This window comes from Sorangium sp. So ce1504, assembly GCF_051521635.1.
GTDB lineage: Bacteria > Myxococcota_A > Polyangia > Polyangiales > Polyangiaceae > Sorangium > Sorangium cellulosum_B.
The window spans coordinates 11,207,059-11,229,538 of record NZ_CP150365.1 but is presented as its reverse complement, the minus strand read 5'-3'; the positions used below and the strand labels follow the sequence as shown (position 1 = coordinate 11,229,538).

Sequence of the window (22,480 nt, the reverse complement as noted above, 5' to 3'; positions counted from 1 at the left end):
CCACTCCGCTGCTGGACTCGCAGCGCTCCGGCCTACTTGCACGCCTCGCCGAGGACGTACCCGTGCTTGCAGATGCAGCGGCACTCGACCTCGAACTCGGGCTCGTTGCACGCCGGCCGGACCTGCCGCACCTGCTTCGCCGTCCGGCCCTCCCTGTCCTTCACCTGCACCTCGATCTCGTAGTCGTGATCGAAGATGTCGCTGCCCGACCAGTTGTTCGGGCAGACTCCCACGTTCGCGAAGGTCGAGATGTCGGCGTCGACGCTCGCTCCCCAGCCGTCGCCGGTCGGCCTGAGGTTGACCGTCCTCGACTCGGACATCACACGCCCGGACACGGGATCGCGGAGCGAGCCGGACAGCTGGACGCCGCAGGCGCTCAGGTTCGTCGCGCGGACGCCCAGGAAGAGCACCCGCCCGCCCTGCGGCGGCATGATGATGTCGATCCCGTCGCCGTCGCTCACCGGGCGCGCCGCGTCGCTCGAGTCGAGCGCGATGACCTCCATGCGGATGTCGGCGCCCTCCTCGCCCAGGTACTCGAGCTTGCAGGCGTGCTCGACCGGCGGGGGATCCCTGCCGTCGTCGGCGCACGCCGGCGCGGCGAGCAGCAGCGCAGCGAGCCCACGGCTCGCCGCAGCGGGCCAGGCCATCAGCGGTCCCGTCCCTCCGGCGCCGGAGGATCACCCCCGTCGTCCTCGGGCTCCTCCCGCGGGATGGGCGCGCGCGGGCGCCTCGTGGCGCCGAAGGAGCTGGAGCTGGTCGGCGCGATGGTGATCGGCGCCATCGCCCGCGAGTCGGGCGCCGGCCGCTGGGACAGCGCGTCGCCGCGCCACCTGCCGTCGACGTCCGCCTCGGCGCGCCCCGGCGCCTCGCTGGGCGCCGAGCTCCATTCATGAAGACCAGCCTGCGGGAACGGCGTGCGCTCGGCCAGGTACGCCGCGAGCAGCCGATCGCGCTCGAGCTCTTCCGTGCTCGGCGGCGGGGGAGGATCGAGCGTCGGCAGCTCGTCGGTCCACGTCAGGTCCGCGTCGTCCAGGCTCGCGCCGGACCCGGCGCTGGAGAACGCGCGCGGCGCGTTCCGCTCCGTCGGGACAGGCTCCGGGGCGTAGCTTGGGGCACCGCCCGGCGCATGGCTGGAGGCACGGGCCGGCGCCGGGCTGGGGATGCGGGGCGGCGCGTGGCTGGAAGCACGGGCCGGCGTCGGGCTGGGGATGCGGGGCGGCGCGTGGCCAGGGGCGCGGTCCGACGCGTGGCTGGAAGGATGGGGCGGCGGATAGCCAGGAGCGCGGTCCGACGCGTGGCTGGAAGGACGGGGCGGCGCGTAGCCAGGGGCACGGTCCGACGCGTGGCTGGAAGGACGGGGCGATGGATAGCGAGGGGCAGGGGCGCGGTCGGACGCGTGGCTGGACGGATGGGGCGATGGATAGCGAGGGGCAGGGGCACGGTCGGACGTGTGGCTGGAAGGACGGGGCGATGGATAGCGAGGGGCAGGGGCACGGTCCGACGCGTGGCTGGAAGGATGGGGCGATGGATAGCGAGGGGCAGGGGCACGGTCCGACGCGTGGCTGGAAGGATGGGGCGGCGGATAGCCCGGGGCGCGGTCCGACGCGTGGCTGGAAGGACGGGGCGATGGATGGCGAGGGGCAGGGGCGCGGTCCGACGCGTGGCTCGAAGGACGGGGCGGGGTGTACGTGGGCGCGTGATCGAGCGCGCTGGCGGGCGGAGGCTCGGACGCGAAGGAAGGGCTCCGCGAGGTCGGCGGCGGCCCCGGCGGCGGCGGATCGATGGTCGGGAGCTCGTCGTCCCAGTCCCAATCCTCCGGATCAACTCGGGAATCCGACCGGCGCGCCGACGCGCCGAGCCGGAGATCACCCGACCTCCGCGACGCCGGGAACCCCGCCGGAGGGCCGATCGTCGGCAGCTGGCCCACGCCCGGGTCCCGCGCCGGCGCGTCGTCCCGGCGCTCGAACTGCCGCGACGGGCGCGTCGGCTCGGGCGCCGGCACGGAGTACCTCGTCGACGCGACCTGCCCGAAGGGCCGCGAGTCCCGCGGCAACCGCGGCGGAGGAGGGACGGCCATCGCCGCGCGCGCCGCCGCCGTCGAGGGAGGCGGCTGCGTCGAGATGAGGTTCTCGTCGCGACCCCGCTCGGCCGGCGCCGGGCGATCCGCCGGCGCGGGCTGCCGGGGTTGCACGCTGGTCGGCGACGGCCCGGCCTGCGCGGAGCCCGCGAGCGGCCTGCCGAGCCACGCGGCCTCCTTGCGCGCCTGGGCGGAGCGCGCGCCTTCCTCCGAGCGGACCGCGCGCGGCGCGAGCGTGTCGCCCGGCTCCGTCGGCGGGACCTCGTCGCCGAAGAGCACCGGCGCGGCGGCCGTCACGCGCGACTCCACCCCCGCGGCGCCCCTCCCGGAACGGAAGCCGAACGCGGCGCGGATCGCCCGCTCGTGGTGAGGCTCGACCTCGACGGGCCGGACGATGAAGCACGGCTCCGCGCCCGGCGCCCGCTGCGAGAGGTCGACGTCGAACGGCGCGCCGAGGAGGTGGCCCTGCTCGTCGAACAGGACGCGCACCGGCGGCTGCGCGAAGTGCGCGGGCGACAGCGGCGTCGAGAGGACGACCCCGAGCTCGCCGGTGCTCAGCTGCACGAACGTCCCCGTCGGGATGATGCCGAGCGCGCCGACGAGCAGCTTGCCGATCGCCCGGTCGGTCGCGCTCTCGGCGCCCGAGATCATGCGCTGGAGCACGGCGTCGAGCGACGAGGCGCCGCCCGACGCGGTCTCGATCGTCGGGAACGGCGCCGTCCGGAGCTCCGTGAACTGGCGGGCGGCCGCCAGGATCCGCGCGAGCACCGTGGGGCTGCGCCGGCCGCCGTAGAGCGGGCCCTGCCGGCCGCCTTGCCGGAGCGCGAGCGCCTCGTAGGCGATCACCGTGCGCGTGATCGAGGGCGCGTGCAGCTTGCCGAGCGCCGTCAACATGACGGCCGCGCTCGCGGGCAGCCGCTCCTTCTCGTCGTCGCTCAGGCCGCGCTCGAGGAGAGAGCGCGCGACCGGCTCCTCGCCGTCGCCCGAGCCGGCGAGCACCCCCGTGAGCCGCAGCCGGCTCACGTCGTAGAGCAGCGCCGCGGTGACGAGGCTCCCGAGCATCCTCCTGTCGGTCGTGAGCTGCCGGGCGATGCCCAGCGCGACGATCGCCGTGGACACGCTGATGCCCCCCTCGTCCGGGTCGGCGATCTTGCCCGCGGCGACCGAGAGCAGGAGGCGCGCGTCCTCCTCGGCCGCGGCGACGAGCTTCTGCGCGACGCGCTTCACCCGCTGCGGCAAGATCGCCGGGGACGAGCGCAGGGCCGCGTAGAACGATCGCATCACGAGGATCGCCGCCGCGTAGGTGCGGCTGATCCGGCCGATGCGGGTGCCGTCGCCGTCGATGGCCCCGCCAGGGAACGGGTTCGTGAGCTTGCGGACGCGGACGCCCCGCAGGCTCGACTGGAGGAGCCGCGCGGCGATGCTGCGGTCGCGCTGGGCGTCGGCGAGGAGGCGGGCGAAGGCGGCGAGCTCGGCGCGACGGACCGCCTTGTCGAGCACGAGCTCGGAGACGTCGCAGGCCTCGAAGAAGCTGCCGAGCTCCAGGGCGACCTCGTACGTCTCGCGCGAGGCGCGGAGCATCTGGCCGTTGATGAAGAGGGTGTTGCCCGCGAACACGATCGTCGCGGCCTCGCTCCCCGACAGCTCGCAGAACTGGACGATGCTGTCGATCGCGGACGGAACGAGCGACAGCACCGCCTGGTTCGAGTCGCTGTGCAGGAGGCACGCCTTCGCGAGCCGGTAGATCATCTGCACCAGGCCGAGCGCCGCGCGGCGCCGCCCGTCGGCCTTCACGCCCGAGATCGCCGTGTCGCCGGTGCTCTCGTGGAGGTTGGCTTTCTCCTCGCTCACGGCTTCCTCCCGCCGCGGGGCGACGGAGACGGCGCCGGCTTCGTCGAGGGCACCGCGCTGCCGGGCGCAGGCTCGATGGCCGTGCGGGACGGCGCGCCGAAGGGCAACGAGGCGGGGCCCTGCCGCACGCTGTACGGCGCGGCGCTGGCGCTCGAGGGCGGGGCGGGGGACCTCGGCGGCGCGGCCGGGCGCGGCATCGACGGCGGCATCGGCGGCGGCGCGGCCGTCGGGGTGGACGACGACGTGGAGGAAGGCGGCGGCCCACGCCGGCTGAACGGCACGGAGGTGGGAGGCGCCGAGGCGGCGCTCGTCGAGGCGGGCACCGGCGACACGAGCGGCGCCCTGTAGGCGGATCGGCCGCCGTCGCCGCCGTTCGGGGTCATGGATCCGGGGCGCGGGGTGCTCCACGGCTCGAGCTGGTCGGGCAGGCTGAGCGGCCCGCCCGGGCTCACGCGCCGGACCGAGACGGGCGAGTACGAGCGCTTTGCGCGCGAGGGCGGCGCGCTCGCGTCCGGGTGCGCCTGCGCCGGCGGGCGCTCGCTCGGGCGGGTCGGCGCGACGAGGCGCGCGGCGATCGCGACCGCGGCGCGCGCGGCGGCGTCGCGCACTGGCGGGGTGTTCCACCAGCGCGGCTTGGTCGCCTCCTTGACCGCGCGGAGCGCCTCGTAGCTCCGCGCCTGGCAGAGGAAGTGCGCGGCCAGCTCGCGGGTCTGCTCGATCGCCTCGGACGGGATGAGCTGGCGCTTCTCGAGCAGCTCGATCGCGAGCTTCTCGGCGCGCGCGGGGTTCAGGTGCGCGACGGTCTCGAGCCACTGCCGCCGCTCTGCCCCCGAGAGGTCGTGGAACGACGGCGCGACGATCCGCCGCACGAGCGTCGGGCCCGCGGCGAGCACGCCGAGCTTGCCGATGAGGCGCAGGGCCTCGCAGCGCACCGGCGGCGCGGGGTCGTCGAGGAGCTTCTGGAGCTCCTCCCGGACGCGCTCGGCGGCGGAGCTCGCGGAGCCGCCCTCGCCCGCGGCGGCGTCGGGGAGCTCGGCGAGCGCGTTGATGCGCACCTCGACGTGCGGGCTCGCGAAGCCGGCCTCCAGCGCGGCGAGGGCGCCGGGCGTCTTGAGCTGCGCGAGCAGCTGGAGGAGCGTCAGGGCGAGGGGGGCCGGGGCGCGAGAGAGCAGGTCCCCGAGCTCGGCCTCCCGGCCCGGCGCCCACCGCCGCATGTAGGCGAACAGGACCTCGCGCAGGCGCTCGGACTGCACCGCGCCGTGGCACTGGCATGCGGCGCTGAAGAGCGAGCCGTCCTCGAGCACGTCGAGCGCGTGGGCCAGCCCCTCGACGATCGCCGGGTCGAGCGGCGCCACGCTCCGGCTCGCGCCGGCTTGCGCCGCGCTCCGGCTTGCGCCGGCCTGCAACGTGTTCCGGCTTGTGCCGGCCTGCAACGTGTTCCGGCTTGCGCCGGCCTGCAACGTGTTCCGGCTTGCGCCGGCCTGCGCCGCGCTGCGCCCTGGATCGGCGTGCGCCGTGCTCCGACCTGCGTCGACCTGTGTCGCGCTCCGGCTTGCGCCGGCCTGCGCCGCGCTCCGGCCCACGCCGGCCTGCGCCGCCACGCCTGCGGCCGCCGCGCCGCCGAGGGCAGCGCCTGCGGCCGCCGCGCCGTGGCCCACCGCGCCGGTGGCCGACGCTCCCGTGGCCGCCGCGCCGGTGGCCGCCGCGCCGGTGGCCTCCTCCGGGTGAGCCGTCGCGAGATCGCTGAGGATCGCCCTGAGCGCCTCGACCGGGAACATCGCCTGCGCGAGCGCCCGGTCGACGGCGCGCGGCGAGAGCTGCGGCAGCGCGGCGCTCGATCGACTTGCCGCACTTGCCGCGCCTGCCGCACCTGCCGCGCCGCGCTGCATGCCGTCGAGCCGCGCGAAGAACGCGCGCCGGAGCATCGTCTGCACCTCGAACGCGAGCTCGTAGCTGTGCAGGACGATCTGGTCGGCGGTCCACGCGGTGAGCGCCCCCGTCATGCGGTCCTCGTCGCCGTGCCGGACGGCATCCACGTAGCCGTCGACGAACGCGTCCATGTAGCGCTCGTTCCACTGCTCCGACGGCAGCGCGATCTGGGCGCCGAGGGTGCTCCGGGTCAGCGGGTCGATGGCGAGCGCCGAGGCGGCCGCGCCCGTCTCCGCGAGCGCGGCCTCGACGTTCCGCTGCAGCGCCCTGCCCGCGAGCGAGCTCTCGTCCCACAGGCTCTCGATCTGCGCGAGGGCGCGCGCCCCCACCGCGACCTCCCGGCACTGCTCCTCGAAATCCTCCAGGTCCGCGTCGCCCTCGGCGAACTGGTCGATCGCCATGTACGCGATGTGCTCGAAGCGCCGGTCCCAGAGCGCGGTCACGGCGTCGTCGTCCTCGCCCATGCCGAAGCTCTGGTCGCGGAGCAGGATGGCGGCGAAATCGCGGAGCTCGGCCTCGGTGATGCCGGCCTTGATCTGGATCTTCCGGACGCCGTCGGCGAAGAGCTGGTAGGGGATGCGATCGAACGGGGGCCTGTCGGGCTGCCAGATCGGCTGGCCGCCCGAGGTGAACGCGCTCGGGGTGACCTCCCAGCGGACGCCGAGGGGGTTCTGCGAGAGCGTCCGCGTGATCTCGTCGAACGCGAAGTGGATGCCCTTGTTCACGTGGGGGTGGTTCCACCCGTACTGGCGGATGTTGCTGAGCACGAGCGCGAGCTGCCTCCAGACGCCGACGAGCCGCTGGCAGGTCTGCTCGACGATCGACGGCGGATCCTGGTCCTCGTCGATGGTGTCGTTGCCGCGGACGAGCACGCGCGGCGCCTTCTTCTCGCGCGAGGGCGTCAGCTGGCCGGCGGCGTGCGCGGCCGTCAGCCGGCGGAGCTCGCCGCGCATCGCGGCGGCGCTCTGGAAGCGGCCCCCGCGCTCGAAGGCGAGCGCCTTGTCGACGAACGCCACGATCTCGACCGGCAGGTCGGGGACCTCGGTCGCGATCGACGGCGCTGTCTGCGTCGCGGCGAGGAAATACGACTCGGACTCGCTCCGGCCGCGGTTGAGCCGCTTGCCTGACAGGAGGGTGAACAGGCTCGCGCCGACCGACCAGAGGTCGGACCGGCCGTCGATGCCGGACACGCCCATCGCCTGCTCGGGCGACATGAAGGCCGGCGTGCCGAACGTGAGCCCCGCGCGCGTGGCCTGCCGCTCGGGGTCGCGCATCCGGGCGATGCCGAAGTCGAGGACCTTCACGTGGCCGGCGCTCGTGACGAAGATGTTGGCCGGCTTGATGTCGCGGTGGACGATGCCGATCGAGTGGCACTTCTCGAGCAGATCGAGCACGACGTCGAAGACGGGCAGCACCTGGGCGAGGGGGAGGGTGCCGCCTGCGCTGCTCGCGAGCCGCTGGAGCGTGGTGCCGGAGAGCAGCTCCATGACGAGGAACGGCTCGCCGCGGTCGCTGAGGTCGTCCTCGACCACGGCGACGCGCGCCGGGTGATCGACCCGGTTCGCGATCTTGCCCTCGCGCAGGAAGCGGTCCCGCAGCTCGGCGTTGCGCGCGAACTCGATGTGGAGGACCTTGACCGCCGCCCGCGTCCCCCTGCGGTGGGTCGCCGCGAACACCGCGCCCATGCCGCCGACGCCGAGCAGATCGTCGAGCCGCCACTTGGCGTTCAGGGCTGTCCCGATCCGCGAAGCGGCGGTGTCCACGAGGTTCGGCTCCTCGGCGTACGGGTCGAGCGGGGCCATAGACCGGGCAGCGATCAGGGGCCGCGCAGTGCGCGGCAGAGGGCGAGCAAGCCTGGCCGAGCATACATGGTTCCCGCTGAAGCGCGAACCATGACAAGAAGGTCCGCCCCCACGGAATAAAGGTGGGAGAGGCATCCTGTGGGGCTGCTGCCAGGCGCCTCGCAGCGCGCAGCGCGCGGTTCACGTGGGTTCACGTGGGTTCACGTGGCTTCGCGTGAGTTCAGCTTTCGCGTGCAACCGATAGAGAAGATCACGGCCCGCCGCGGAGCGCGCCGACACGCCCGGACACTCACCGACGATTCCCCGCTTCAGCGCACGTCCAGCCGCGGCGCTGCGCCGGCGTCCTGCTCGGGGGCGCCTGGCCACTCGGGGCACGTGGCGCGGTAGTCGATGCCGGGCATGAGCTGCGCCCATTCCTCGCGCGTGAAGTTGCGCCCGGCGTAGGCGCATGCGCGCGCCATCAGGGACTCGGCCGCGATCGAGAAGACGCGCGCCGCGCCGTCGTTCGCGGCGGTCACGACGCGGGTGGCGTCGGGGCTGAACACGGCGTCCGTCAGCGTGACGCCCTCGGCGCGGAGGGTGATCGCCTCGCCCTGCCCGTCGACGGGGAGCACCCGCGCGATGCCGTCGCTCGACACCGCGACGAGGCGCGCGCTGTCGCTGCTGAACGCGACGGTCCGGACCGCCGCGCCGAGGCCGTTCAGGAGGAGGGGCTGGCCCTGGCCGTCGACGCGGAGCAGCCGCACGCCGCCGTCGAGCGCGGCGATCGCGACGTGGCTCCCGTCCGGGCTCACCGCGATCGCGGCGATCGCCCGGTCCTCGTACCCCGACGGGAGGACGCGCGGGGCGCCGCGGCCGTCCGCGGGCCAGACCTTCACGTTGGGCCCCGACGTCGCCACGATGTGCTGGCCATCCGGGCTGAACGCCGCCCGGAGCAGCCCCGCGCGCTCGTCGCGCAGCACGACGGGCTCGCCCGGGACGCCGTCCTCGAACACGCGCAGGATGCCGTTCCACGAGGTGGTGACGATCCGGGTGCCCTCCGGGCTGAAGGCGACGCCCACCACCCGGTCGTCGTGGACCCCGAGCACGATCGGCTGGCCCCGCCCATCGGCGCGCCAGATCCGCGCCGTCTTGTCGGCCGAGCCGGTGACGAGGCGGCTCCCATCGGGGCTGAGGTCGACGCTGAGCAGGTGCTCCGCGTGCCCGCGGAAGACGACGGGCTCACCCGAGCCGTCGGCCCGGAAGACGCGCGCGGTCTTGTCGGTCCCGGCGGTGGCGATCCTGCTGCCGTCGTGGCTGATGGCGATGCCGGTCAGCGGCCCCTCATGGCCGCGCAGGAGCAGCGGCTCGCCCGGCCCGCCGAGCCGCCACACCCGCGCGGTCCCGTCCTCCGACGCGGTGACGACGCTCGCGCCGTCGCGGCTGAAGGCGGCGCTGTTCACGACCCCCTCGTGGCCCTCGAGGACCATCGGCGCGCCCTTGCCGTCCGCGCGGAAGACGCGCGCGGTCCCGTCCGCGGAGGCCGTGACCACTGCGCCGCCGTCGGCGCTGAAGGCGGCGCTGCGCACCGCGCCCTCGTGCCCGCGGAGGACGACGGGCTCACGCCGGTCCGCGCCGGGGATGCGCGCCGTCCCGTCGCCCGTCGCGAGGACGATGCGGTCGTCCACCGGGCTCGTGTCCGCGCTCTCGACGCCCGGCCCGTGCCCCTTCAGCGCCGCGGGGGCGCCCTGCCCGTCGGCGCGGACGACGTAGACCGTCCCGCTGATGGCCGTGGCGAGGATCCGGGCCCCGTCGTGGCTGAACACCGCGCGCCGGATGAGCCGCTCGCCCAGGGGCACGACGAGCGGCGGCTCGCCCTCCATGCCGGGGCGCCACACGTAGATCGCGCCGCCCGTCGTCCCCGCGACGACGCGGCTGCCATCCGGGCTGAACGCCACGCTGGTCGGCGCGGCGTCCCTCGTCCCGAGCGCGCGAACCTCGTGGCCGTCGGGGCGCCACAGGCGCACCGCGCCGTCGGTCGACGCGGTCGCCAGGAGGCTCCCGTCGTGGCTGAAGGCGACGGCGACGACGCCGGCGGAGGTGGGGGCGCGCAGCACGAGCGGCTCGCCGCGCCCGCCGAGGCGGAAGATCCTCGCGGCCCCGTCGGCCGAGGCGGTGGCGACGAGGCGGCTGTCGGGGCTGAAGGCCGCGTGGTGGACCGCGCCGCCGCGCCCGACGAGCACCTCCTGGTCGACGGCGGGGCCCCAGACCGCGTCGCCGAGCGCCTGCACCACGGCGGGGCCCGCGGGGCGGCCGCTCGCCCTGGCGGCGAGGGCCGCCTCCACGGCGAGCAGGCGCGCGCGGGGCAGCAGGCCCTCGGCGCGCTCCTTCGCCGACTGGGCCGCGAGCCGCCGGGCGCCGTTCTCGCGCGACTCCTGCTGCGCGCGGAGGAGCGCCCGCTCCTCCTTCCCCATCTGCCAGAGGAGCACGAGGGTCAGGCCGCCGAGCAGCGTGACGGCGACGGCGAGCACGGTGACGAGCCGCCGCGCCGACCGCTTCTGGCCCTCCGCCCGCGCGCAGGCGGAGAGGAACGCCCTCTCCTCCGCCGAGAGGTCCGCCCGCCCATCGCACCACGACGTGAGCTCCGCGAGCGCCGCGCCGCCCACGACGTAGTCGTCCCTCCGCCCGTGCGACAGCCAGCGCGCGAGCGGCTCCCTTGTGGCTCGGTCCGCCTCCCGCGACAGCACCCACGCCCGGTCGAAGACCTGGCGGACGACGCGATTGCGCACGTCGAGGTACGGCGCGCCCGAGGCCTCCGTCCGCTCCACGGAGAGCCCCGAGAGCAGCAGCGTCCGCTGGACCGGGTCCCCGGCGTCGACGCCCACCCGGTGGCCGTCGAGCAGCTGCTTGTACAGCCGGAGGAGCGCCGGCGTCCGCCCGCAGCGGGGCCCCTGCGCCTCCAGGCACCGCTCCGCGTGGCGCAGGTTCGGGTCCTCGGTCCGGCCCTGGTCCAGGAACCGCCGCGCCACGGCCTCGTCGACGTCGAGATCGCGCCGCTCTCCGGCGAGATCGGCGCAGAGCCGCTGCGTCATGTAGGGGTGCCCCGAGGTCCACGCGAAGACCGCGTCGAGCAGCGCGTCGGGGTCTGCCACGAGCCCCTCCAGGCCCGCGCGGAAGCCGCGCGCCTCGGCGCGGGTGAAGTCGCCGAGCCGGATCGGGCGGCCGATGTTGAACGGCGCGCGCGCCGGATCCGCGACGAGCTCCGAGGGCGCCGCCGCCCCGAGCAGGCAGAAGGTCAGCCGGGCGTTGGCGGGGCGCTCCGCGCGCCGGTTCACGACGGCCCGGAGGACGGCGAAGAAATCGTCCCGCGAGAACGGGAGGGCCAGCGTGGCGTCGACCTCGTCGATGAACAGGACGATCGCGGAGGAGATCTCCACGAGCACGACGTCCTCGAGCCAGCGCAACCAGCAGTGCACCGGCCCGAGGTGCCAGTGGGCATCCCAGAACTCGTCCGGCGGCTCCAGCCCGAGCTGCTCGGCGAACTCCGACGCGATCCCGAGGTACCAGCTCACCGGCGAGGTGGTGTCGGTGCCGAGCGCCCCGAGATCGACGCTCGCGCACTCCACCTGCTCGGCGCGGAGCCGCGTCGAGACCTGGAGTCGCAGGCTGGATTTCCCGATGTGCCGGGTCGACAGCACATAGCAGAGCTCTCCGCGCAGGAGCGCCTCGAAGAGCTCTCTGTCGGCGGGGCGCTCGATATAGATCACGCCGTCGCCCACGGTCCCGCCCGCCTGGAACCGGCGCCTGTGATCTCCGGCACTGGCCTTCGCCTGAACGAGGTCGGGAGGCGCCGAGAAGGTCACGAATCTGACGGTGCCATGCGACGCCATGACCGTCAACGGAACGACAGCCCGTGTCGCTGGCGTCCGCGGTGAAACAACAGGGCTCGCGACGGCGCGGTGAATGTCCCGCGAATGTCGCGTCGACCGGATGGGCTGGCGCTCACACGATCGGGATTCGCCGGCGACGCGCGTCCCGGCCCCGGCTGTGCGCCTGCGCGCCTGTGTCGCGCGCGGCGCGATTGCGTGTGCGTCGATCGTGTCGCGCCGCGAAAACCCGCTTTTTACGTCCAGAAATCGTGGACCGGGCCACCGCTGCCGGTGTAGCGTTCGCGCCGTGCGAGGGGCGTTGAGGGCGGGGCAGAATCGCGTCGTGGCCGCGCCGGCCGCCGTGCCGCTGCTCGTCTGCGCATTGCGCTCCGCGGCTCGGAAGGCTCCTGCGGACACTACGGTTTTGCCTGACACTCCAGAAGCTCCTGCCGGAGCGCGCGGGCGGCCTGGCCCGGACGCGGTCGCGCCGCTGCCCATCGGGCTCATCCGTCGAGATGGGCTCTCGTCCGGCGCGTGTGTCGGCTCGCGTGGATGCGTGATGGCTCGACACGCCGAGCTAAGGTGATCGCGATGGACCGGCGGCGATCGAGACTCTCCCTCTGGCGAACGGCGCGCGCGGCCGCCCTCGCGCGGGCGGCCGGGGCCGCCTCGCTCGCGCTCCTCGCGGCGGCGTGCGCCGAGCTCGACGAGGAGCCCGCGCGGTCGGCCTCGCTCGGGGCCCACGCGAGCGACTGGCGGGAGGAGATCATCTATCAGGTGCTGATAGACCGCTTCGCCGACGGCGACGCGGGGAACAACCATCGGGTGTCCTCGGCGCCAAGCAGGTGGCACGGCGGCGACTGGAAGGGGCTCGAGGAGGGTCTGCCCTACCTCGAGGCGCTCGGCGTCACCGCGCTCTGGATCTCGCCGATCGTCAAGAACGTCGACACCGACGCCGGCGTCGACGGATACCACGGTTACTGGACGCAGGATTTCACCGAGCTGAACCCCCATTTCGGCGACCTCGCGTCGCTGCGCCGGCTCGTCGCGTCGGCCCACGGCCGCGGTATGAAGGTCATCCTCGATATCGTGACGAACCACGTCGGCCAGCTGTTCTATTATGATATCAACGAGAATGGGCAGCCCGACGAGGACGCCCACGGCAGCGGCGAGGACGGGCGCCTCCAGGTCGAGGCAGTGAACGAGTACGATCCGGAGTTCGACCCCCGCGGCGTCCAGGCGCGGACGTCGCCCGGCAAGTCGGGTCCGGCGCCGATCGTCTTCCGCCACGACCCCGCGACCAACCACCTACCGCCGCAGCCCGTGCTCTTCCAAAACCCCGAGGTCTACAGCCGCAAGGGGCGCATCCTCGATTTCGAGGATGTCGACCAGCTCGTGCACGGCGATCTCCCGGGCGGCCTCAAGGACATCGACACCTCCCGCTGCGACGTGAAGCGGGCGATGGTCGACGTGTTCGTGCGCTGGGTCGAGCTCACCGACGTCGACGGGTTCCGCATCGACACGCTGAAGCACGTCGAGCACGAGTTCTGGCGCTATTTCACGCAGAACGTCCGGCTGCAGCTGGCGACGATGGGCAAGGCCGATTTCTTCATGTTCGGCGAGGCCTTCGACGGCAAGGACGACCTCGTCGGCAGCTTCACGAAGCACGAGGTCCCGGCCCACCCGCACGACGAAGCGCTCGGCGGCGATCTCGAGCGCGAGAACGGCGACGAGGCGGAGGGGGGCTGTCCGGGCGCCGCGCCGATCACGGGGGACTCGGTCGACTCCGTGCTTTATTTCCCCCAGCATTATCGGGTCTTCCGCGACGTCTTCCGGGACGCTCGGGCCACGCGGCGGATCGAGGCGCTCTGGGACGCGCGGGCGCTCAACTACGGCGCTGAGCCGAACGCGAACGGCATTGGCGTTCCGCCGCTGAAGGCGCTGGTCAACTTCATCGACAACCACGACGTCCCGCGCTTCCTCCATGTCGGCCCGGGCGCCTCGCCCTTCAAGGCCGATCCCGAGGCGGCGCTCAAGAATGCGCTCCTGTTCCTCTTCACGGAGGACGGCATCCCTTGCCTGTACTACGGCACGGAGCAGGGCTTCAGCGGCGGCGACGATCCGGCGAACCGCGAAGATCTCCGGGAGAGCGGCTATGACACGGAGCACCCGCTCTTCCGGTGGGTCCAGCGGCTCACGGCGCTGCGCAGGGGCTACCCGGCGCTCACCGTCGGCGAGCAGCGGGTGCGCTGGTCGACGGAGCGGACGGGCGAAGGGGACGAGGACGCGGGGATCTTCGCGTTCGAGCGGGGGGAGCCGGACGGCGACTATGCGCTCGTGGTGCTCAACACGCACCCCCGGAAGCAGAGCGCCACGAGCTTCGACGGGGCGGCGATGACCACGGGGCTGACGCGGGGGACCGTGCTCGTCGACGTGCTCTCGCCCGAAAAAAAGACATATAGGGCGGGCGCGAACGGCGCTGTCACCGTCAAGCTGCCTCCGGTGAGCGGGGCGCTGCTCATCCCGGAAGACCAGATCATCCATGGTCTCTGATCCTGCCTGGCACTCCTCCCTTCCAAGAGAGTCTCCAACATGGCGTCTGTCAAAGTGCGCGGACTCAACAAGCGATTCGGCCAAACCCACGTGCTGCGCGGCGTCTCGGTCGACGTGCCCGACGGCTCGTTCGCCGTCCTCGTGGGACCGAGCGGCTGTGGCAAGTCGACGCTGCTCAGGCTGCTCGCCGGGCTCGAGGAGGCAGACGACGGCACGATCGCGCTCGGCGACCGCGACGTCACGCGGCTCGAGCCGCGCGATCGCGACATCGCGATGGTGTTCCAGTCGTACGCCCTCTACCCGCACCTCACGGTGCGCGAGAACCTCGCCTTCGGCCTGAAGCTCCGGAAGACGCCGCCGGCCGAGATCGAGGCGCGCGTGAAGGAGGCGTCGGAGATGCTCGGGCTCGGCCCGCTCCTCGACCGGCACCCCCGGGCGCTCTCCGGCGGCCAGCGGCAGCGCGTGGCCATGGGCAGGGCCATCGTGCGGCGGGCGCAGCTCTTCCTGTTCGACGAGCCGCTCTCGAACCTCGACGCCGCCCTGCGCGCGCAGGTGCGGGTCGACATCCGCAAGCTGCACGATCGGCTCGGCGCGACCAGCGTCTACGTCACCCACGATCAGGTCGAGGCCATGACGCTCGCCGACGAGATCTTCGTGCTCAACAAGGGCGTCGTCGAGCAGTCGGGGCCGCCCCTCGAGGTCTTCGCCCGGCCTCGCACCCGGTTCGTGGCGAGCTTCCTCGGCAGCCCGGCCATGAACTTCGTCGAGGCGCGCCTGGAGAGCCGGGGCGGCCGGTGGGTCGCGGCCCAGGGCGACCTCGCCATCGACATCGACGCGGCCGACTTCCCGGGCGCGCTCTCGTCCGGGCGGCAGGTGACGGTCGGCGTGCGCCCGCACGAGGTGGACCTCGCCCCGGGCGACGGCGGCGCCCCGTTCGAGGTGGCGATCGTCGAGGCCCTCGGGGCCGAGTCGTACGCGCACGGCACCGTCGCGGGGGCGCCGTTCGTGGCGCGCCTCGACCCGGCGGCGCGCGTCGCGAAGGGGGACACCGTGCACGTCGCGCTCCGCCAGGTGCACCTGTTCGACGCGGACTCCGGGCTGAGCCTGCGAGGAGCGTGAGGCGACCGTGCCGAGCCGTCGCTGCCGTCTCGCGCTCACGCTCGCTGCGTTCGCTGCGCCCGCGCTGATCCTCCTCTTGCCCGCGCTCGCGGCCGCGGCGCCGATCCGGCTGTGGCACGCCTACCGCGACGACGAGGCCAGGGCGCTCGACGCCATCGTCGCGGCCTTCGAGGGCGAGGAGGTCGAGGTTCTCGCCGTCCCGTTCGACGCCTACGCCTCGAAGCTCCAGGCCGCGATCCCGATGGGGGAGGGGCCCGACCTGTTCATCGACGCCCACGAGCGGCTCGGCGACTTCCGCGCGCGCGACCTCGTCGCGCCCGTGGGCGACGCGCTCGATCCGGGCGGCGAGGCCGTGTTCCAGGGGCCGGCGCTCGCCGCGGTCCGGCAGGGGGGCGAGATCCTCGGCCTGCCGATCAGCCAGAAGTGCGTGGCGCTCTACATGAACACCGCGCTCGTGAAGGAGGCCCCGGCGGCCCTCGAGGACATCGCGGCGCTGGCCGGCTCGCTCCCCGAGGGCGTGTACCCGCTCGCGTACGAGGCGTCGAACGCCTACGCGCACATGCCGATCCTCGCGGCGTTCGGCGGCGCGATGCTGGGCGAGGACGACCAGTTCGGCTTCGTCGGCCCGGGGCCCGAGCGCTCGATCGAGCTCGTCCGTTCGCTGATCGAGCGGCGGGTCGTCCCGGAGGACGCGAACGGCGCGCTGGTGACCGACCTGTTCAACGCGGGCCGCGCCGCGTTCGTGATCAGCGGGCCGTGGTTCGCGGGCGGCCTCGGCGAAGAGGCGCGGCGGCGCGCCCGCGTCGTCCCGCTCCCGAAGGTGCGCGAGACCGGCCTCCCGATGCGGCCGTTCCTGACCGTCGAGGCGGTGATGCTCTCGCCCCAGGGCGCGCGGCGCGCCGGGGCGCGGGCGCTCGCGCGCCACCTCGCGGGCGCCGCGGCCGCGGCCACGCGGCTCGAGCTCGCGCGCACGCCGCCGGTGCGGAGCGACGTGGCGGTCCCGGCCGGCGACGCCTTCATCGCGGCGTTCACCGAGCAGGCCAAGGCGGCCATCCCGATGCCGACCTCGCCGGCGATGCGCTCGACCTGGGAGCCGTCCACGCGCGCGATCCGCAAGGTGCTCCGGGGCGACGCGCCCCCCGACGTCGCGCTCTCCGAGGCCAAGCGCCGCTTCGACGACGTCCGCCGGCCGCTCCCGCCCCCCGCCTCGCCGGCGCCGCTCCTCGTCGCGCTCGGCGCGCTCGCGCTGGCGCTCGCTCTCCGGTGGGTCCGCGCCGCGAGGGGCGCGGCGCCCGGCACCGCGCACTGGCGCTCGTTCCGGCGGTCGCTCGGGCGATCGATTCCTGCCTACAAGTACGTCGCGCACGCGGTCGTCGCGATCGGCGTGCTCGTGGTGATCCCGCTCGTCATCGGCGCGGCGACGTCGCTCTTCGCCGGCAGGGGCGAGGGCCTCCGGTACGTCGGCCTCGCCAACTTCATCAGCATCCTCACGGCCCGCGGCGGGCCGCTCTTCGCGAGCGGCTCGTTCTACCTCGTGCTCGCGGTGACCGTGCTCTGGACCGCGGTGAACCTCTGCCTCCACGTCCTCCTCGGCGTCTCGCTGGCGCTGCTCCTGCACCGCCCGACGCTGCGCCTCCGGGCGCTCTACCGGGTGCTCCTCATCGTGCCCTGGGCCGTGCCGAGCTACGTGACCGCGCTGTCCTGGAAGGGCATGTTCCACCGGCAGTTCGGGGCCGTCACCGGCCTCATCGAGGCGGTGAACTCCGCGCTCGGGACGAGCATCGAGCCCATCTCCTGGTTCTCGAGCTTCACGACGGCGTTCACGGCCAACGTGGCGACCAACGTCTGGCTCGGGTTCCCGTTCATGATGGTGGTCACGCTGGGCGCGCTCACCGCCGTGCCGGAGGACGTGCTCGAGGCCGCCGAGGTCGACGGCGCCACGCGGTGGCAGCGTCTGCGGAAAATTACGCTGCCTCTGATCAGGCCGGTGCTCGCGCCCGCGGTGACGCTGGGCGCGATCTGGACGTTCAACATGTTCAACGTCGTGTTCCTCGTGTCCGGCGGCGACCCGGACGGCACCACGGACATCCTCGTCTCCGAGGCGTACCGGTGGGCGTTCACCCGCGAGGCCCAGTACGGCTACGCGGCGGCGTACTCGGTGCTCATCTTCCTGCTCTTGACGCTCGCGACGCGGGCCTTTCGCTTCCGGCGGCGGCGGACGCCCGTCTCCGCCATTCCGCAGGGCGGGGCCGAGGCTGGATCGGCGCCCGTGCCGGCGGCGGCGACGGAGGTCGCGTGACGCGGAGGCCCTCTCCTGTCGAGTCGATCGCGGTGCACGCCGCGCTGGTCGCGGCGGTCGCGTTCGCGCTGTACCCGGTGCTCTGGGTCGCCTCGATCGCCTTCTCCGCGGCGCGTCCGCCGGTGCCGGAGGTGCTGCCCATCCCGAACCAGCCGACGCTCGAGCACATCGTGGCGGTGGTCACGACGTCGAAGAAGGTCGGCGGCGAGCCGATCTGGCTCTTCCCCCGCCAGCTCGCCAACTCGATCGTCGTCGCGCTCGCGACGGCGGCCGCCGGCGTCTCCGTCGCGGTCCCGGCGGCGTACGCGCTCGCGCGCTTCCGGTTCCTCGGCAAGGACCGCGGCCTGCGCGCGCTGCTCGCGACGCAGATGTTCCCCACGGTGGCGAGCGCGATCCCGCTGTACCTCCTGCTCGACGCGCTCGGCCTGCTCAACTCGCGGACCGGGCTCGTGCTCTGCTACGCGTCGACGGCGGTGCCGTTCTCGATCTTCCAGCTCCGGGCGGCGTTCGAGGCGATCCCGGTCGACCTGGAGGAGGCGGCGATGGTCGACGGGGCGACGCGCTTCCAGGCTTTCCTCCGGGTCGTGCTCCCGGCGGCGCGGCCGGCGATCGCCGTGACGGCGCTGTTCGCGATCATGACGGCGTACAACGAGTTCATCCTCGCGGCGACGCTGCTCGGCAAGGAGGAGATGTTCACGCTGCCGGTGGTGCTGCAGCGGTACATCGGCGAGTACGACGCGCAGTGGGAGCGGTTCGCGGCGGGGGCGCTCCTCGTGTCGCTGCCGGTCATGGCGGCGTTCTATGTGGTGCAGCGCCACCTGATCGCGGGGCTGACGACGGGCGGCGTGAAGGGGTGAGCGCGCCGCGGTGAGCGTGGCTGCGGGCGCCCCGGCGCGCGACGGCCGGGGCGCCGGCGGCGCGGGCCGCCAGCGCCGCGTCCGCCGGCGGCGCGACCCGCGCTTCCCGGCCTCGTGCTGCTCGGGGCCGAGGGGCGTCCCTCCTACTTGCCCGCTGTGCCCCGGCGCCGCCCGTCCATGGGACCCGGCCCTCGCGGCCGTGGACGCCCGATCGCGACCCCGCTATCTCCATGAGGCCATGCCCAAGGCCGAGGATCCCCCGCCCGCCGCCGCGCCGGGGACCGCTCACGCGGACCCCCGCCCGTCGGTGAGCGGTGAGCCTCGCCCGTCAGTGGGCGGCGAGCCCCGCCCGTCGCTTGGGGGCGAGCCCCGCCTTTCGCTGGGCGGCGAGCTCCGCCCTTCGCTGGGCGGCGAGCCCCGCCCGTCGCTGGGCGGCGAGCCCCGCGCATCCATGGGCGTGGGCGGCGACGCCGACGGCCGCGGCACGTTCCTGCCGCTCCCCTCCGCGCTGCACCGGCGCCTCGGCCGGCCCTCGTGGGAGAAGTTCGTGCTCCCGCTGCTCGGCCCCGTGCTCGCGCTGCTCGTCATCGGCGCGGTCACCACGCTGGAGGCCGCGCTCGACTGGACCATCCCGAACCCGCCCGCGATCCTCTCGATGATCATCGTCTTCGCGGCGTTCAGCGGCGGCCTCTGGGGCGGCATCGTCACGGCGCTCATCTCGTGCGTCTTCTTCGCGCTCTACTTCTCGAAGGATGGCGTCCTGTTATCGTACGAGGAAGACAACCTCCTCCGGGTCATCGTCTACGCCGTCACCACCCCCGCCATGGCGGTGATGGCGAGCATCGCCAAGCGCCGCGCGGACGCCATGGGCGAGGCCTCGCTCGAGAACGAGCGCGAGCACTCCGCGAGCCTGCGCGCCCTGCTCATGCAGCGCCAGGCGGTCGAGGAGGAGCTCCAGCAGGCCAAGGAGGCCGCCGAGGCGGCGAGCCGCGCGAAGAGCGAGTTCCTCGCCAGCGTGAGCCACGAGATCCGCACCCCGATGAACGGCATCATCGGCATGACGTCGCTCGCGCTCCAGACCGAGCTCACCCAGGAGCAGCGCGAGTACCTCGAGATGGTCAAGATCTCGGCCGACGCGCTGCTCTCCATCATCAACGACGTCCTCGACTTCTCGAAGATCGAGGCCGGCAAGCTCGAGATCGAGCCCGTCGTCTTCGACCCGAGCGAGATCATCGGCGACGCCGTGAAGACGCTCGCGCTCCGCGCCCACGAGAAGCGGCTCGAGCTCGCCTACGACGTCGGCCCCGGCGTGCCCGAGGCCCTGGTCGGCGATCCGCTGCGCCTGCGCCAGGTCCTCGTCAACCTCGTGAGCAACGCGGTGAAGTTCACCGACGCCGGCGAGGTCGTCGTCCGCGCCGAGGTCGACGCGCGCGCGCCCCTCACCGCCGAGGAGGAGGCCAGCGCGGACAGCCAGGGCACGCCGAGCCTCTACGCGGGCGAGGCGCTCGGCGACGCCGTGGTGCTCCGCGTGAGCGTGATCGACACGGGCATCGGGATCGCCCCGGAGAAGCAGCGGGTCGTCTTCGACGCGTTCGCCCAGGCGGACGGCTCGACCACCCGCAAGTACGGAGGCACGGGGCTCGGCCTCACGATCTGCGCCCGCCTTGTCGAGATGATGGGCGGCAAGATCTGGATCGAGAGCGAGGTGGGCAAGGGCAGCACGTTCCACTTCACCCTCCAGCTCCGGGCGCTCGAGGGCGCCGCCCGGTCGCGCCGCCTGGAGATCCCGAAGGACCTCCTCGGCACGAAGGTCCTCATCGCCGACGACAACGCGACCGCGCGGCGCATCCTCGCGGACACCATCGAGGGCTGGGGGATGAAGGCGGTCCCCGTCGACTCGGGGGCAGCGGCGATCGCGGCGCTCTCGGAGGACTCGGGCGTGTGGGCGCTGCCCTGGGGCAAGCCGGGGGGCAACGCGGTCGGGCCGAGCAGCTCGTTCGGCCTCGCCATCGTCGACGCCCGCATGCCGAAGGTCGACGGCTTCGCCGTGGTCGAGCATTGCCGGAAGCGCGAGATCTTGAAGGGGCGCGTCCTCATGCTGCTCAGCTCGACGTCCGCGCAGGCGGACGTCGCGCGCTGCCGCGATCTCGGCGTCTTCGCCATGGTCACGAAGCCCGTGAAGACGTCCCACCTCCAGGAGGCCGTGTTCCACGCCTTCGGCGTCCCGACGCGGACCTCGCTCCGGTCGGCCGACCCGCGCCGCGCCGCGCCCGGGACGCGCGCGCGCGGCCTGCGCGTGCTCGTCGCCGAGGACAACGCGATCAACCAGAAGCTGATGCGCCGCTGGCTGGAGCGGCAGGGCCACCACGTGCACATCGTCGAGAACGGCCGCCTCGCCGTCGAGAAGATCGCGGGCGGGCAGTACGACGTGGCCCTGCTCGACGTGGAGATGCCCGAGATGGACGGCCTCCAGGTCGCGCGGGCCGTCCGCGCCCGCGAGCGGCGCGAGGGCGGGCACATGCCGCTCATCGTCGTGACCGCGTACGCGATGAAGGGCGACCGCGAGCGCTGCCTCCGGGCCGGCTTCGACGGCTACCTGTCGAAGCCGGTGCAGGTCGACGAGCTCCACGACATGATCGACCGGCTGGCCGCCGGGCCCTCCGCCCTGGAGATCGAGGACCCGGCGCGCATGTCGCTCGGCGCGCCGAGCTCGTACGCGTCGGCGCCCTCGTCGACGTCCGACAGCGGGCCGCCGAGCACCCGATCGGAGGAGCGGCTGCAGCCCTCGCCCTCCTCGATCACGGCCCGGCCGATGTTCGATCGCACCAGGGCGCTGGAGCGGACGGGCGGCGACGCCGACCTCCTGCGCGAGCTCGCCGAGGTCTTCCTGGAGGAGTGCCCGCGCTGGATGGGCGACATCGACGACGCGGTGGCCGCCGGCGACGCCCGCAAGCTCCAGCGGGCCGCGCACAGCCTGAAGGGCGGGGTCGACAGCTTCGGCGCGCGGGGCGCGTTCGAGGCCTCCTTCGCGCTGGAGAGGATGGCGCGCGCGAACGAGCTCGGCGGCATGGCCGAGGCGCAGTTCGCGCTGCGGGCGCAGATCGAGCGCCTGCTCCCCGAGCTCGCCGCGTTCGTGCGCGAGGGCGCGCCGGCGGACCCGGCGCCGCCGGTGCAGGGCGACCGGCGCTCTGATAGCGAGGTGACGCGATGGTGAGGGTGCTCGTGGTGGACGACTCCCCGATGGATCGGCGCCTCTCCGGGAGCTTGCTCAAGAAGCGCGCCGGGATGGAGCCCGTGTACGCCGAGAACGGCGTCGAGGCGCTCGAGACGATCGCCAGGTCGATGCCCGAGATCGTGCTGACCGATCTCCAGATGCCGGAGATGGACGGCCTGGAGCTGGTCGAGGCGATCCGCCGCGAGCACCCCTACCTCCCGGTGATCCTGATGACGGCGCACGGCAGCGAGGAGATCGCGGTGCAGGCGCTGCGGCGCGGCGCCGCGAGCTACGTCGCGAAGCGGAACCTCGCGGCGGAGCTCGTGAACACGGTCGAGAACGTCCTCGCGGTGGCGCGGCTCGATCGGCGGGAGCAGCTGCTCCTCTCGTGCCTGACGGCGACCGAGTCCCATTTCGAGCTCGATAACGACGTGGCGAAGGTCCCCGCGCTGGTGGGCCACGTCGAGCAGAGCCTGGGACGGATGCGGCTGTGCGACGAGACGGGCCGGATCCAGGTCGCGGTGGCGCTGCGCGAGGCGCTCGTGAACGCCATCGTGCACGGCAACCTCGAGGTCAGCTCGACGCTGCTCGACGAGCAGCCGAGCGCCTTCTCCGCGCTCGTCGAGCGCCGCCGGGCGGAGAGCCCGTACCGGGATCGGCGCGTGATCGTCGTGGCGCGCGAGACGCGCACCGAGGCGACGTACGTGGTGCGCGACGAGGGGCCCGGCTTCGACCCGCGCAACCTGCCGGATCCGACCGACCTCGCCAACCTGGACAAGCCGAGCGGCCGCGGCCTGATGCTGATCCGCACGTTCATGGACGAGGTGCGGCACAACGAGAAGGGCAACGAGATCCGCATGGTGATGAAGTGCCGCTCGCCGGGGACCGGCGGCGAGCCGGGCGAGGACGGCGGCTGACGCGGTCTCCGGTC

Annotated in this window: 10 protein-coding genes; 6 read left to right on the top strand and 4 right to left on the bottom strand. The window is 73.7% G+C overall.

The annotated features are described in order from the left end of the window. Positions 1–32: 32 nt before the first annotated feature. The 4 genes from WMF39_RS42320 to WMF39_RS42305 all read right to left on the bottom strand — a co-directional run bounded on the left by WMF39_RS42320 (position 33) and on the right by WMF39_RS42305 (position 11,528). Entirely contained in the window at positions 33–647 is a 615-nt protein-coding gene (locus WMF39_RS42320; protein WP_437742118.1) for a hypothetical protein, read from the bottom strand. Beyond that, on the bottom strand, positions 647–3,928 hold the full coding sequence (locus WMF39_RS42315; RefSeq protein ID WP_437742117.1) for a hypothetical protein: 3,282 nt from the start codon (positions 3,926–3,928) through the stop codon (positions 647–649). The genes WMF39_RS42320 and WMF39_RS42315 overlap by 1 nt, the downstream gene beginning before the upstream one ends. Beyond that, positions 3,925–7,659, bottom strand: a complete 3,735-nt coding sequence (locus WMF39_RS42310; protein ID WP_437742116.1) for a protein kinase domain-containing protein — start codon at positions 7,657–7,659, stop codon at positions 3,925–3,927. The genes WMF39_RS42315 and WMF39_RS42310 overlap by 4 nt, the downstream gene beginning before the upstream one ends. 308 nt (positions 7,660–7,967) lie before the next feature. Beyond that, positions 7,968–11,528, bottom strand: a complete 3,561-nt coding sequence (locus WMF39_RS42305; RefSeq protein ID WP_437742115.1) for an AAA-like domain-containing protein — start codon at positions 11,526–11,528, stop codon at positions 7,968–7,970. Between the two features lie 570 nt (positions 11,529–12,098). Here WMF39_RS42305 and WMF39_RS42300 point away from each other — a divergent pair. The 6 genes from WMF39_RS42300 (at position 12,099) to WMF39_RS42275 (ending at position 22,466) form a co-directional block, all read left to right on the top strand. Beyond that, entirely contained in the window at positions 12,099–14,060 is a 1,962-nt protein-coding gene (locus WMF39_RS42300; protein WP_437742114.1) for an alpha-amylase family glycosyl hydrolase, read from the top strand. 39 nt (positions 14,061–14,099) lie between these two features. After that, on the top strand, positions 14,100–15,179 hold the full coding sequence (locus WMF39_RS42295) for an ABC transporter ATP-binding protein (RefSeq protein ID WP_437742113.1): 1,080 nt from the start codon (positions 14,100–14,102) through the stop codon (positions 15,177–15,179). Positions 15,180–15,186: 7 nt separating this feature from the next. Further along, positions 15,187–17,478, top strand: a complete 2,292-nt coding sequence (locus WMF39_RS42290; protein WP_437742112.1) for an extracellular solute-binding protein — start codon at positions 15,187–15,189, stop codon at positions 17,476–17,478. Next, positions 17,475–18,335 carry a sugar ABC transporter permease gene (locus tag WMF39_RS42285; RefSeq protein ID WP_437742111.1) on the top strand — a complete coding sequence of 287 codons (861 nt, stop codon included), beginning with the start codon at positions 17,475–17,477 and terminating at the stop codon, positions 18,333–18,335. Before WMF39_RS42290 ends, WMF39_RS42285 begins: the two co-directional genes overlap by 4 nt. Positions 18,336–18,573: 238 nt before the next feature. Beyond that, entirely contained in the window at positions 18,574–21,549 is a 2,976-nt protein-coding gene (locus WMF39_RS42280) for a response regulator (protein ID WP_437742110.1), read from the top strand. Beyond that, positions 21,543–22,466, top strand: coding sequence for a response regulator (locus WMF39_RS42275; protein ID WP_437742109.1), 924 nt, complete (start codon positions 21,543–21,545; stop codon positions 22,464–22,466). The genes WMF39_RS42280 and WMF39_RS42275 overlap by 7 nt, the downstream gene beginning before the upstream one ends. The last annotated feature ends 14 nt before the right edge of the window (positions 22,467–22,480 follow it).